The following is a 12563-nucleotide window of genomic DNA, read 5'->3' as shown; positions in this document are numbered from 1 at the left end:
AGCACGGGTGTGCGCGTCACTCTGTCTGATGTACCCGAAGTGCTGCTAACTGCGACCAATTCTGAACCCTAGGTTCAGGATGCCGGCCTAGCGGCTAAGGCGGGGACTTTATTCGACGGCATCGGTGCTCCCGATGCCGTTTTCATTTGGGGCGCTGCGCGTCGCTCGATTCGGGGTGCGGCGCCCGATCCAAAGGCGGAGCGGTGCTCGCCGCCCCGCTCGATTCGCTAGACCGACTCGATTCGCCTATGCGCTATTGGCTCATGAAGTCCGAACCGGACGAAGCAAGCATCGACCATCTTCGCGCCGCTCCCACGCAAACGCTGCCCTGGACGGGCGTGCGCAACTACCAGGCGCGCAACTTCATGCGCGACATAATGGGAGTGGGCGACGGCGTCCTCTTCTATCATTCGAGTTGCCCGGAACCCGGCATCGCCGGCATTGCCGAAGTCGTGTCGGGCCCGTACCCCGATCCGACACAATTCGACCCCAAGAGCCCCTACTACGATGCGAAATCGACGCGCGAAGCGCCGCGGTGGGTGCTGGTGGACGTACGCTTCGTGAAGAAGACGCCGCTCGTCTCGTTGGCCGAGCTGCGCGCGCATCCCGAGCTGGCCGGCATGCGTGTGTTGGCCAAAGGCAATCGCCTGTCGATCACCCCGGTGACCGACGACGAATGGCACTTCATCACGAAGCGGCTCGTGTGACGGACCGTGGCGAGGCACGATCGCCCGAGGCCCAGTGCGTTTGCGAGAGGCCCCGGTTCAACGCCATTTCTTGAAGTGGAGCCAAGAGCCAAATGAAAAAAACAATCGCAGCGATGTCTTTCGCGGCGGCCGTGCCGCTCGCGCTGGCGGCCGCGCCCTCGAGCGCCGAAACTGTTTTGACGCAGCCGGTACCGGCCGGCGTGTTGTCGCTATCGGCGCAAGCCAGCCAAGACGTCCCGCAAGATACGGTCGACATCACGCTCTTTTACGAGCAAGAAGCGTCCGATCCGACATCGCTCACGAGCGCGCTGAACCAGCACGCGGAGACGGCGCTGCGGGAAGCGAAAGGCGTCGACGACGTGCAGGCCCGCACGGGGACGTTTTCGATCTACCCGATGACGGACAAGAACGGCCATATTTCCACCTGGCGCGGCCGAACCGAAGTCGTCCTGAGATCGCACGACTTCGGCGCCGCGTCGCGGCTCGCCGGCAAGCTTAGCTCGGCCATGCAGGTGGGCAACGTCACGTTCTCGCTCTCGCCCGAGGCGCAGCGCGCCGCCGCGGAAAAGCTCGGCGGGCAGGCGATTCAAAGCTTCAGGAATCGGGCCGCGGCGGCAGCGAAAGACTTCGGCTACACGGGCTATACGATTCGCGAAGTCGATCTGAACAGCAACAGCGGCACGCCGCCGCGACCGATGTTTGCGATGCGCGCGATGGCGGCCGCAGCGCCCGCACCGGTGCCGGTGGAAGGCGGGACATCGACGGTGACCGTCACCGTTTCGGGTTCCGTGCAGATGAAGCCGTAGTCGCCGCGTCGCGCGGCGAACGCCGACAAGACGGCGGGATGCAAGGCCCGCCGCCAGCCATGCGCACCCGACGATGCGCGTTCGCCTTGTCCGCTAGTTCGGCCCCACCGCGGCCGGCGCGGTACGCGCACGCCGGTAGGACCAGATCAACAACGCGACGCCCGCGACGATCATGGGCAGCGAGAGCCATTGCCCCATCGAGAATCCCAACGCCAGCAAGCCGAGGAAATCGTCGGGCTCGCGAGCGAACTCCACCGTGAAACGGGCCAATCCATAGCCGATCAGAAAGACGGCCGACGCCGCGCCGACGGGGCGCGGCCGACGCGTGAAGAACCACAGCACGAGGAACAGCGTAATGCCCTCGAGCGCGATCTCGTAGAGTTCCGACGGATGACGCGGGAGCATGTGGTACTTCGCAAATACGTCGGCCAAGTGCCACTTCGCCGCCAGTTGCGGATGCTGCGCCAACCAGATCGCGTCGTCGCCCGATGCGTTCTGGAACAGCATGGCCCACGGCGCGTCCGGGCTCGTCACGCGCCCCCAGAGTTCGCCGTTGATGAAATTGCCGAGACGGCCCGCCGCGAGTCCCGTCGGCACCATCGGCGCCACGAAGTCCGTTACCTGAAGCCACGTGCGCTTGCGCTGATAGGCGAATAGCACCATGGCGAGCGTCACGCCGAGAAAGCCGCCATGGAACGACATCCCGCCCTGCCAGACCTTGAAGATATCGAGCGGATGCGCGAAGTAGTAATCGGCCTTATAGAACAGCACATAGCCGATCCGGCCACCGAGGATCGTGCCGAGCACGCCGTAAAACAGGATGTCGTCGATGTCCTTCGTCGTCCAGCCTTGCGCCGCCACATGCGGTAACCGCAAGCGCAAGCGGGCGATGACGATCGCCAGCATGAAGCCGACGAGGTACATGAGGCCGTACCAACGAACCGCAAGCGGACCGAGATGAATCGCAATGGGATCGAAATTGGGATGAATCAGCATCGTAAGGCTTTCGGCATTGAAAAATAAGGCATTGAACGAACGACACGCGAGCGGCCTTCAGGCACCGCGCGAGCGCGCATCCTTCCCTGGCTTCGCGCGGCGGCCGCCGGCCGCGTGCACGCTCGCATGGGCGCGCACGATTTCGATGAAGCCGGCCAGGACCGGACTCACATCGGCCGTTCTCCACACGAGGCCGGTTTCGACGAGCGGCGTACGCTCCGCCAGCGGGCGATACACCACGCCGGTACGCCGCAGATTGCGCAACGATTGCGGCACCAGCGCGACGCCCATGCCCGCCGACACGAGGCTCACGATCGTCTGCATCTGGATCGCCTCTTGTCCGATACGAGGAGTAAGCCCCGCCGCGCCGTAGCAGCCCGTAATGATGTCATAAAAGCCCGGCGCCAAACGGCGCGGAAAGATGACGAGCGGTAAATGTTCGAGATCGGCGAGCGAAACGGCGTCATCGATCCAATCGGGCGGCTCGCCGCGCCCGCGATGGGGGGCGCTCGATGCCGGCAGCGCCGCGACCAGCGGTTCGCGCATCACGGGCAGATAGGTGAGCGTCGCCGCATGGCGCGGCGGCAGCGGTGGAATGATCAGTCCGCAATCGATCCGGCCCGCGACGAGTTCTTCGATCTGGATGTCGCTCGTCGCTTCGGCAAGATTTAGGCGCACGTGGGGATGCCGCGTCGCGAACTCGCGCAGCAACTGCGGCAGCAAACCGTAATCGGCCGTCGAGACGAAAGCGAGCGATAGCGCGCCGGCCTCGCCGCGCGCCAGGCTTTGCGCGAGCGGCCGCAACGTGTCGGCGGCCGCCAGTAGCTTGCGCACTTCGGGCAGCAGATCGGCCCCGACGGCGGTGAGGTCGACCGTCCGTTTCGTCCGCGCAAAGAGCGCGACGCCGAGCGCTTCTTCCAACGCGCGTATCGCCTGCGACAACGGCGGCTGCGTCATCGACAGCTTGCGCGCAGCGCGCCCGAAATGCCGCTCCTCGGCAACGGCGACGAAGTAGCGCAACTGGCGCAAATCGGGGGTCATGAGGGCGGCTCCTTACGGTGTCTTACGCTGGCTTACGGTGGGCTCGATATGCCGTTCGACCTAGTGCCCTGTCCCGCAAATTCTTTGATAAATGAAATTGTCCATATGGTCGTCAGGCAAGGAGGGAGGAGGCGCCATAGCCGTAGCTATGGCAACGACGAGAGACGCCGCCTGGCGGCCATATGGGCGATTTCATATCAAAGGAACTTGCGGGACAGGGCACTGGGCATGAATCATATATTGGACATAAGCAGCGAGGCGCGGCATGCTGGCTCGAGCCGCATGCGCGGTGCCGGGCCGCTCGGGCCGTCGCTTGCCGAACTCGGCCGGCCGCGTGCGTCGCGGCCCCGCGCCCTTCCGATCCACGAACCGGAGTCCCGCCATGGCCTACAACCGTCGCTCGCAGCACATCACGCAAGGCGTCGCACGCGCCCCGAACCGCTCGATGTTCTATGCACTCGGCTACCAGCAGGACGACTTCGACAAACCGATGATCGGCGTCGCGAACGGCCATTCGACCATTACCCCCTGCAACGCCGGCCTGCAAAAGCTAGCCGACGCGGCCGTGGCGGCCGTGATCGAGGCTGGAGCGAATGCGCAGACGTTCGGCACGCCGACGATTTCCGACGGCATGTCGATGGGCACCGAAGGAATGAAGTACTCGCTCGTTTCGCGGGAGGTCATCGCCGACTGCATCGAGACGTGCGTGCAAGGGCAATGGATGGACGGCGTGGTGGCGATCGGCGGCTGCGACAAGAACATGCCCGGCGGCATGATCGCGCTGGCCCGCATGAACGTGCCGGGCATTTATGTCTACGGCGGCACCATCCGCCCCGGCCATTGGAAAGGCCGCGACCTGACGATCGTCTCGTCGTTCGAGGCCGTCGGCGAATTCACGGCGGGACGGATGTCGCAGGAGGATTTCGACGGCATCGAGCGCAATGCGTGTCCGAGCACGGGCTCGTGCGGCGGCATGTACACCGCCAACACGATGAGTTCGTCGTTCGAAGCGCTCGGCATGTCGCTGCTGTATTCGTCGACGATGGCCAATCCCGACGACGAGAAGGTCGTCTCGAGCGCCGAATCGGCGCGCGTGCTGGTGCAAGCCGTGAAGCGGGACTTGAAACCGCGCGACATCATCACACGCCGATCGATCGAGAACGCCGTGGCGTCGATCATGGCCACGGGCGGTTCGACGAACGCCGTGCTGCATTACCTGGCGATCGCGCATGCAGCCGAGGTCGAATGGACCATCGACGACTTCGAGCGCGTTCGCCGGCGCGTGCCCGTCATCTGCAATCTGAAGCCGTCGGGCGACTATGTGGCGACCGATCTGCATCGCGCCGGCGGCATTCCGCAAGTGTTGAAAATCTTGCTCGACGCCGGGCTGCTGCACGGCGAGTGCATGACGATCACGGGCAAGACGATCGCCGAGGAACTGAAGGACGTCCCGAGCGTGCCGCGCGCCGATCAGCAGGTCATCTTCCCGATCGAAAAGGCGTTGTACAAGGAAGGCCATCTCGCCATTTTGAAAGGCAACCTCGCCGCGAACGGCGCGGTCGCCAAGATCACGGGCTTGAAGAACCCCGTCATCACCGGCCCGGCGCGCGTGTTCGACGACGAGCAAAGCGCGCTTGCGGCGATCCTCGACAATCGCATCCGCGCGGGCGACGTGCTCGTTTTGCGTTATCTAGGCCCGCAGGGCGGCCCAGGCATGCCGGAGATGCTGGCGCCCACCTCGGCGTTGATCGGCAAAGGACTCGGCGAATCGGTCGGGCTCATTACCGATGGCCGTTTTTCGGGCGGGACATGGGGGATGGTGGTCGGGCACGTCGCGCCCGAAGCGTTCGTGGGCGGGACGATCGCGCTCGTGCAAGAAGGCGATTCGATTACGATCGATGCGCACGCGCTGCTGCTGCAATTGAATGTCGACGAGGCGGAACTTGCGCGCCGGCGGGCCGCATGGAACCCGCCCGCGCCGCGTTATACGCGCGGCGTGCTCGCTAAATTCGCGGCGCTCGCACAGAGCGCCGACAAAGGAGCCGTGACCTGCTGACGCCTATCGACGCGACGTGTGGCGTGCAAGCTCCTCGCTCACGGCATCGCGCACCCATCCAGCAACCTCTTGCTCGAGCGCGCTCACCACTTCGCGCGTGACTTGCCGCACGAGCCAGTTCGTGTGCTCTTCGATCGCGTCGCGGCAGTGTGCTTCGATCACGCCGCGCGCATCGCGCCGCAAGTAGGTCGAAAACCGGGCCCGTAGGCGCTCGGCGATGAATTCGACGTCGCGCGCATCGAACGCGGCCTGGGCCGCCGGCGCTTGCGCAGACGCCGGCACAGATTGCGTCGCGGGCAATGGCGGTTCGGCCTGCGCCGGCATGCCCTCCTCGGCAAGCCCACCGGCGAACGGCTGCCCTGCCGCGGGCTGCTCGGCCGCGGGCTGCGGGCTCGCGTGCGTCTCGGCGTGCGTCTCGCCCGGGCGAGCCACGGGGGGACGCCCCGGCACCATGACGTCAGTCAGCATCGGAATCGTATTGGGATCGATGGGATCGACCATGCTTGTCTCCCTAGAACCTAGAACAGTGGATGCACCGCTCGCGAACGCTCACGGTGCTCACGGCGCTCACGCACCCTGCTTCTCGCCCTGCTTGTAGTTATTCAGCGGATAGCCGCGATCGCGATAGAAACGATAGCGCTCGCGGCCCGCCGCGAGTTCGTCCGGGCTCGTCCCGACGATTTCGAGCAGGCGCTCGAAGCGGGCGAACTGCGCCGGCACGGCCGGCGCCAGGTTCAGCAAGATCTGGTGATGCGGAACCCGCTCGAGATCCGTGGCGAGCACGATCGGCGTACGCGCGGCCAGCGCGCTGTCGGCCATGCAATGCGGCAGGAAATCGAGCGGCGAGAACGTCCAGAGCCGTTCGTCGAATGCGCGCAGCCGGCCCGGATCGGCCAGCACGACGAGCGGCTGGCCGGCCTGATACGCCTTGCGGGCGAGGCGGCACGCATAGAGCACCGCGTCGTCGACGTTCGTATGAAAATCGACGCGCGTCACGGCGCAGCCCCGCCATCCGATCTGCCGGCTACCGTCGATACCATCACTGCCCCGCGCGATCGATCAAGAACTGCGTGAGCAGCGGCACGGGACGCCCCGTCGCGCCTTTCGCCGCGCCGCTCTTCCACGCGGTACCCGCGATGTCGAGGTGCGCCCAGGGATACGCTTCGGTGAAGCGCGACAGGAAGCACGCCGCCGTCACGCTGCCGCCGGGACGCCCGCCGATATTGGCGAGATCGGCGAAGTTCGACTTCAATTGCTCGTGGTATTCGTCGTCGAGCGGCATGCGCCAGGCCGGATCCGATGCCTCGCGCGAGGCGTCGAGCAGTTCGCCGGCCAGCGCGTCGTCCTTCGAAAACAGTCCCGAATTGTGATGGCCGAGCGCAATGACGCAAGCGCCCGTGAGCGTGGCGATGTCGACGACGGCGGCCGGCTTGAAGCGCTCGGCGTAAGTGAGCGCATCGCACAGAATCAAGCGCCCTTCGGCGTCCGTGTTGAGCACTTCGATCGTGAGGCCGGACATGCTCGTGACGATGTCGCCCGGCTTCGTGGCCACCCCGCTCGGCATGTTCTCGACGGCGGGCACGATGCCGACCACGTTCAGCTTCAGGCCGAGTTCGGCGACGGCGCGCAGCGTGCCGAACACCGACGCCGCGCCGCACATGTCGTACTTCATTTCATCCATGCCCTCGCCCGGCTTGAGCGAGATGCCGCCGCTGTCGAACGTCACGCCCTTGCCCACGAGCACGATCGGCGCGGCCTTGGCCGGCCCGCCCTGGTATTGCATGACGATGAACTGCGGGGCCTCGGCCGTGCCGCGCGTGACCGACAGCAGCGAGCCCATCTTGAGCGCTTCCAATTGCTTCTGGCCGAGGACTTCGACCTTGAGCTTGAATTCCTTGCCGAGCTTCTTCGCGGTTTCGCCGAGGTAGCTCGGCGTGCAGACATTGCCGGGCAAATTGCCTAGGTCGCGCGCAAGGTCCATTCCGTTGGCCACGGCCTGGGCCTGCTTGACGGCGAGCTTGGCCAGCTTTTCGTCGGCCGGATCGATCGACACGACGATGCGCTTGAGCGCATGTTTGGCGGGCTCGGGCTTGCTCTTGAGCTGCGTGAATTGATAGATCTCGCCGCGCAGCGCGAGGACCGCGGCGCGTGCAGCCCAATCGGCCCCGCGTTCCTTCACGGGCAACTGCGCGAGCGTGAACGTCACTTGTACGATCTTCGTGCCGAGAATCGCGCGCCAAACGGCACGTGCCGCTTCCATGTACGCCTTTTGGCCGAACGCGTCTTGCTTGCCGAGTCCGACGAGCAGCACGCGCGAGGCGCCGATGCCTTCCACTTCATGCAAAAACAGCGTCGAGCCGCTCTTGCCTTGCATATCGCCCGCCTTCACGATGCGTGTGAGGAGCCCCTTCGTGGCGGCGTCGATCTCGCGTGCCGCGCCCGAAAGAGACTGCCCCTCAAACACACCGATGACGATGCAATCGGATTTCCCCGTCAGAAAACCGCCCGTCGTGCCCTTCGTCCAGTCACAGGCTTTTATGCTAAAGTCCATCGCGCTTGTCCTCGGATAAAATCGGCTTACTTTTGGTAACGAAGCCGCAATTATCCGCTATTTTTTCCCCGGCGTCGGAACGCCGCGCTTGGCAAGCGCGGGCGGCCCCCGCCCTCTCGCATCGACATGATCTTCGAACGATCCCTGCAGCGCGAACTAGCGTATACGGCCGGAGCCGTATTCATGGTGCTGCTGACTATCTTCCTCACGACGATGATGATCCGCATCGTCGGTTACGCCGCGTCCGGCGAAATCGATCCGAAGGACGTCGTCGTCCTGATCGGTCTGACGGTCATCGGCTACATCGCCGTGATGCTCGTCGTCACGATGTTCGTCTCCATCTTGTTCGTGCTCACGCGCTGGTACCGCGATTCCGAAATGGTCGTGTGGCTCGCATCGGGCGTGAGCCTCACGCAATTCATCAAGCCGATCGCGAAGTTCGCGGCGCCGCTCATTTTGCTCGTCGCGTTCTTCGCCTACGTCGGCTGGCCTTGGTCCAACGCGCAGAGCAAACTCATTCGCGCCCGGTTCCAGCAGCGCGACGAGGTTTCGATGCTCGCCCCCGGTCAGTTCCGCGAATCGCCGGCCACGCACCGCGTGTTCTTCATCGAAAAGATGACGCCCGACCAAGCGCACGTGCAGAACGTGTTCGTCACGAGTACGGAAAACGGCAAGGTCAGCGTCGTCGTTTCGCAAAACGGTCATACCGAAACGACGAAGGACGGCTCGCGCTTCGTCGTCTTGGAAAACGGCCGGCGCTACGACGGCGAACCCGGCAAGCCCGACTTCCGCATCATGGAATTCCAACGCTACGGCGTGAAAATCACGCACCAGCCGATCGTCAACACCCCCACCACAACGAGCCTGTCCACGTCCGCGCTGCTGCGCCATCCCACGCGCGACAATCTCGCCGAATTCGCGTGGCGCACCGGCCTGCCGCTCATGGCCATCAATCTGATGCTGCTCGGCATTCCGCTCGCCTATCAAAACCCGCGGCGCGGACGCACGATCAACCTCGTCATGGCCGTGCTGATCTTCCTCACCTACTCGAACCTGCTGAACGTCGTGCAGTCGTGGCTCGAGCAGGGCAAGATGTCGTTCGTCGTCGGGTTGATCGGGTTGCACATCTTAGCTGCGCTCGTCGTCGTCATGGTGTTCTGGCTGCGCGTGCGCAATCGGCCGCTGATCCCACGCACGTGGTTCGCCTTCACGCGCGGAGCCTGACCGTCATGCGCATCTACGAACGATACTTCGCCCGTCAGGTCTATGTCGCGTTCATTTTCATTCTGTTCGCGTTCTCGGGCCTGTTTTTCTTCTTCGATCTGATCAACGAACTGAACACGGTCGGCCACGGCAATTACAAGTTCGGCTATGCCGTGCTGCGTGTCGCGCTGCAAACGCCGTCCCGGTTCTACGAGATCATCCCCGTGGCCGCGTTGATCAGCGCGATCTATGTGTTCGCGCAAATGGCGGCCAATTCCGAATACACGATCTTTCGCGTGTCGGGGCTCTCCACGGGCCGCGCCCTGCGCTCGCTGCTCAAGATCGGGATTCCGCTCGTGGCGGTCACGTATTTCATCGGCGAAGTCGTCGGGCCGTATTCGGATCAGCTGTCCGAGCGCGTGCGGCTCGAAGCGCTCGGCTCCGCCGTGTCGTCCAACTTCGCTTCCGGGGTGTGGGTGAAGGACACATTGACGGCACGCGAGGACGGCGAACAAGTCACCCGCTTCGTCAACGTCGGCGAATTGATGCCCGACGCCACGATCAGCAATGTGCGCATCTACGAGTTCGACCCAGGTTTTCGATTGACGAACCTGCGCACCGCGCAAACGGGCCGCTATGAAGGCAACGGCCATTGGCTGCTCACGGGCGTGACCGACACGAAGCTCACGAGCTTGCCGCAGCCCGCGCAACCGACACCCGCAGACTCCCTCAATCCCGTCTATCGGGCAACGCAAGTCACGCTGCCCGAGTATTCGCTGCGCTCCGAACTCACGCCGCAAATCTTGTCGGTGCTGCTCGTCTCGCCCGATCGGATGTCGATGTTCAACTTGTTCCGCTACATCCAGCACCTGGTCGAAAACCATCAGGACACGCAGCGCTACGAAATCGCGCTCTGGAAGAAGCTGCTCTATCCGTTCGCCGTGCTGGTGATGCTCGTGCTGTCGTTGCCGTTCGCCTATCTGCACACGCGCGCCGGCGTCGTGGGCGTGAAGGTGTTCGGCGGCATCATGCTCGGCATGAGTTTTCAGCTCGTGAACACGCTGTTCTCGCACGTGGGCATGCTCAACACGTGGCCCGCACCGGTGACGGCGGCTACGCCCGGTCTCATCTATCTCATGCTCGGCTTGGCCGGGCTCAAGTGGGTCGACCGGCACTGACGCCGGCAAGGCAGACGTCGATGAACGCAAGCGCCCTCTCCTCTCGCGGCATCGTACTATTCGCGCACGGAGCGCGCGACGCGCGCTGGGCCGAGCCGTTCGAGCGGCTGGCCGATAAGCTGCGGGCATTGGCCGGGCCCGATACACGGGTGTCGCTGGCGTTTCTCGAATTGATGAAGCCGGATTTGGAAACGGCGGTGGCGGCTCAAGTGGCGGCGGGCTGCGCAGCGATTACCGTCGTGCCCGTGTTTTTCGGGCAAGGCGGCCATGTGCGGCGCGATTTGCCGCTCGTCATCGAGGCATGCCGCGCGGCCCATCCCGGCATCGATATTCGTGCGACGGTACCCGTGGGCGAGGACGATGCCGTGCTCGATGCGTTAGCCGCCTATTGCTTGCGTCAACTGAATGCGCCGGGCTAAACGGTCGAACGGCCGAACGATCGGCATCGCCGGGCCGCAAGCGAGCCCGCACGCCAATCCTCGGAAAAGGCCTAGCGAAGCGTAGGCCCCTTCTTCGATCGAACGACAAACGGATCTGAAAGGCGCAGCGCCGGTCAGGCGGCGTGCGCGTAGGAATGGCGGGAAGCGGCCTGCTCGGCTTGCGGATGGGGCGGGGCTTGAACGGCCGTCGCGCGTTCGGCGAATGCTTGGCCGATCATCAGCAAGCTCGGTTGCGCCGGGTCGAGCCAAGACTGCGCCTCGCCCATGGCGAGCGCATCCAACGTCAACGTCAACGTGCGCTCGCGCGACGTGCTGCACGCCTCGACGATGGCCACCGGCGTCGCCCCCGAGCGGCCCGCGTCGATCAGTTGTTGCGCGATGTCGGGCGCACTGTCGCGGCCCATATAGAACACGAGCGAATCGGCGTTGACGGCCTCGCGAATCGCCTCCGTATCGGGCGCGCGGCTCTTCGTGGCCAGCGCCACGCTGCGCGACACGCCGCGCAGCGTCAGCGAACGCTTGACCGATGCAGCCGCGGCCAACGCCGCCGTGATGCCCGGCACCACTTCGTAGTCGATCCCCGCTTCCTCGAGCGCGCGCATTTCCTCGTCGGCCCGGCCGAACAACATCGGGTCGCCGCCTTTCAGGCGCACGACGACCGCGTGCGTGCGGGCCGCATCGACGATCTGCTTGTTGATGAATTGCTGAGCCGTCGAGCGCTGTCCGCAACGCTTGCCGACCGCGATCTTGCGGGCGTGCGGCGCATACTCGAGCATGGCGGGCTCGACAAGCGCATCGTGGAGCACGACGTCGGCCGTGCCCAACAAGCGGGCACCGCGCACCGTGATGAGATCCGCCGCCCCCGGTCCTGCACCGATCAAATACACCTTGCCCATTGCCCTTTCATCCTCTCGCGTGTGCGGGCGGCGCCTCATGCGCCGCCGCGTTCGTCAGTCACGCGGAATATGCACGAATCATGCCGGCCGCGACCGTGTGATGCGTGGCCTCGTCGATCAGAACGAAGGCGCCCGTCCCCGGGTGCGCGTCGTACGCATCGCACACGATCGGCTTTTGCAGCGTCAAGGCGACGCGGCCGATGTCGTTCATCTTCAAGTTGTGCACCTCGCTCGAATGCGACAACGTATGAACGTCGAGCACTTCCTTGACCGCGCCGATGCGCGCGAATACGGTGTTCGTGGTTTGCTTGAGCAGATACTTGCGTTGCGTGGAAAGCGGTTCCTCGTCGAACCAGCATAGGTCGGCCTCGAGCTTCTTGGCCGGCTGCGGCGCTGCTAGCGCCGCCACGAACGTATCGCCGCGCGAGACGTCCACGTCTTGCGTCAAGCGGATCGTCACCGTTTGTCCCGCGAAGGCGCGATCCACCGCAGCGGTACCGCCCGGCACCGGCGCGATGATTTCCGCCACTGTCGCTTCGCGCTGGGCGGGCAGCACGACGATCGTATCGCCCACGCGCACTTCGCCCGCCTCCACACGGCCCATGTAGCCGCGGAAGTCGTCGGCGCTCGCGCCGTCCTGGCGCGCCACCCATTGCACCGGGAAACGCAGCGCGTCGCCCGTGGCCTGC

At 64.7% G+C, this 12563-nt stretch carries 13 protein-coding genes; 6 read left to right on the top strand and 7 right to left on the bottom strand.

Annotation, left to right across the window (positions count from 1 at the left end; all coding sequences use genetic code 11):
• The first annotated feature begins 248 nt into the window (after window positions 1–248).
• Both ACTHN9_RS18725 and ACTHN9_RS18720 read left to right on the top strand, forming a co-directional pair.
• Window positions 249–707 carry an EVE domain-containing protein gene (locus ACTHN9_RS18725; protein WP_440538272.1) on the top strand — a complete coding sequence of 153 codons (459 nt, stop codon included), beginning with the start codon at window positions 249–251 and terminating at the stop codon, window positions 705–707.
• A gap of 92 nt (window positions 708–799) precedes the next feature.
• Complete coding sequence (locus ACTHN9_RS18720; RefSeq protein ID WP_440538271.1) at window positions 800–1513, top strand: SIMPL domain-containing protein; 714 nt, start codon at window positions 800–802, stop codon at window positions 1511–1513.
• 93 nt (window positions 1514–1606) lie between these two features.
• Here ACTHN9_RS18720 and lgt read toward each other — a convergent pair whose 3' ends face one another.
• A complete protein-coding gene (gene lgt / locus ACTHN9_RS18715; RefSeq protein ID WP_440538270.1) occupies window positions 1607–2509 on the bottom strand; it encodes a prolipoprotein diacylglyceryl transferase in 903 nt (300 codons plus the stop codon).
• A gap of 57 nt (window positions 2510–2566) precedes the next feature.
• A complete protein-coding gene (locus ACTHN9_RS18710; RefSeq protein ID WP_440538269.1) occupies window positions 2567–3550 on the bottom strand; it encodes a LysR substrate-binding domain-containing protein in 984 nt (327 codons plus the stop codon).
• Window positions 3551–3932: 382 nt separating this feature from the next.
• On the opposite strand from ACTHN9_RS18710, the gene ilvD reads away from it, so the two are divergent.
• A complete protein-coding gene (ilvD, locus tag ACTHN9_RS18705; RefSeq protein WP_440538268.1) occupies window positions 3933–5606 on the top strand; it encodes a dihydroxy-acid dehydratase in 1674 nt (557 codons plus the stop codon).
• Window positions 5607–5609: 3 nt separating this feature from the next.
• Here ilvD and ACTHN9_RS18700 read toward each other — a convergent pair whose 3' ends face one another.
• From ACTHN9_RS18700 to ACTHN9_RS18690, 3 genes are all read right to left on the bottom strand, one after another.
• Window positions 5610–6107, bottom strand: coding sequence for a DUF2486 family protein (locus ACTHN9_RS18700; protein ID WP_440538267.1), 498 nt, complete (start codon window positions 6105–6107; stop codon window positions 5610–5612).
• 66 nt (window positions 6108–6173) lie between these two features.
• Window positions 6174–6602, bottom strand: a complete 429-nt coding sequence (locus tag ACTHN9_RS18695; RefSeq protein WP_440538266.1) for a DNA polymerase III subunit chi — start codon at window positions 6600–6602, stop codon at window positions 6174–6176.
• A 43-nt stretch (window positions 6603–6645) separates the two neighbouring features.
• Window positions 6646–8157 carry a leucyl aminopeptidase gene (locus tag ACTHN9_RS18690; protein WP_440538265.1) on the bottom strand — a complete coding sequence of 504 codons (1512 nt, stop codon included), beginning with the start codon at window positions 8155–8157 and terminating at the stop codon, window positions 6646–6648.
• A gap of 126 nt (window positions 8158–8283) precedes the next feature.
• Between ACTHN9_RS18690 and lptF the strand changes: the two genes are divergently transcribed.
• The 3 genes from lptF to ACTHN9_RS18675 are packed head-to-tail and all read left to right on the top strand — an operon-like array spanning window position 8284 to window position 10957.
• The gene (lptF, locus tag ACTHN9_RS18685; RefSeq protein ID WP_440538264.1) at window positions 8284–9381 is read left to right on the top strand and encodes an LPS export ABC transporter permease LptF; all 1098 of its coding nucleotides are present in this window, start codon (window positions 8284–8286) and stop codon (window positions 9379–9381) included.
• 5 nt (window positions 9382–9386) lie between these two features.
• A complete protein-coding gene (gene lptG / locus ACTHN9_RS18680) occupies window positions 9387–10538 on the top strand; it encodes an LPS export ABC transporter permease LptG (protein WP_440538263.1) in 1152 nt (383 codons plus the stop codon).
• A gap of 20 nt (window positions 10539–10558) precedes the next feature.
• Window positions 10559–10957 carry a sirohydrochlorin chelatase gene (locus ACTHN9_RS18675; RefSeq protein WP_440538262.1) on the top strand — a complete coding sequence of 133 codons (399 nt, stop codon included), beginning with the start codon at window positions 10559–10561 and terminating at the stop codon, window positions 10955–10957.
• A gap of 134 nt (window positions 10958–11091) precedes the next feature.
• Here ACTHN9_RS18675 and cobA read toward each other — a convergent pair whose 3' ends face one another.
• Both cobA and ACTHN9_RS18665 read right to left on the bottom strand, forming a co-directional pair.
• Window positions 11092–11874 carry a uroporphyrinogen-III C-methyltransferase gene (gene cobA, locus ACTHN9_RS18670; RefSeq protein WP_440538261.1) on the bottom strand — a complete coding sequence of 261 codons (783 nt, stop codon included), beginning with the start codon at window positions 11872–11874 and terminating at the stop codon, window positions 11092–11094.
• A gap of 58 nt (window positions 11875–11932) precedes the next feature.
• The coding region (locus ACTHN9_RS18665) for an elongation factor 1-alpha C-terminal domain-related protein (RefSeq protein WP_440538260.1) at window positions 11933–12563 on the bottom strand (631 nt) is incomplete at its 5' end.

This window comes from Trinickia sp., assembly GCF_051953405.1.
In the GTDB taxonomy this organism is placed as follows: domain Bacteria; phylum Pseudomonadota; class Gammaproteobacteria; order Burkholderiales; family Burkholderiaceae; genus Trinickia.
The sequence above is the reverse complement of the archived record's forward strand: the minus strand, read 5'-3'. Positions and strand labels throughout refer to the sequence as shown.

Bases quoted from the DNA above. Each gene is read 5' to 3' on its own strand.
- ACTHN9_RS18725 (WP_440538272.1), top strand. From the start codon at position 249: ATGCGCTATTGGCTCATGAAGTCCGAACCGGACGAAGCAAGCATCGAC.
- ACTHN9_RS18720 (WP_440538271.1), top strand. From the start codon at position 800: ATGAAAAAAACAATCGCAGCGATGTCTTTCGCGGCGGCCGTGCCGCTC.
- lgt (WP_440538270.1), bottom strand. From the start codon at position 2,509: ATGCTGATTCATCCCAATTTCGATCCCATTGCGATTCATCTCGGTCCG.
- ACTHN9_RS18710 (WP_440538269.1), bottom strand. From the start codon at position 3,550: ATGACCCCCGATTTGCGCCAGTTGCGCTACTTCGTCGCCGTTGCCGAG.
- ilvD (WP_440538268.1), top strand. From the start codon at position 3,933: ATGGCCTACAACCGTCGCTCGCAGCACATCACGCAAGGCGTCGCACGC.
- ACTHN9_RS18700 (WP_440538267.1), bottom strand. From the start codon at position 6,107: ATGGTCGATCCCATCGATCCCAATACGATTCCGATGCTGACTGACGTC.
- ACTHN9_RS18690 (WP_440538265.1), bottom strand. From the start codon at position 8,157: ATGGACTTTAGCATAAAAGCCTGTGACTGGACGAAGGGCACGACGGGC.
- lptF (WP_440538264.1), top strand. From the start codon at position 8,284: ATGATCTTCGAACGATCCCTGCAGCGCGAACTAGCGTATACGGCCGGA.
- lptG (WP_440538263.1), top strand. From the start codon at position 9,387: ATGCGCATCTACGAACGATACTTCGCCCGTCAGGTCTATGTCGCGTTC.
- ACTHN9_RS18675 (WP_440538262.1), top strand. From the start codon at position 10,559: ATGAACGCAAGCGCCCTCTCCTCTCGCGGCATCGTACTATTCGCGCAC.
- cobA (WP_440538261.1), bottom strand. From the start codon at position 11,874: ATGGGCAAGGTGTATTTGATCGGTGCAGGACCGGGGGCGGCGGATCTC.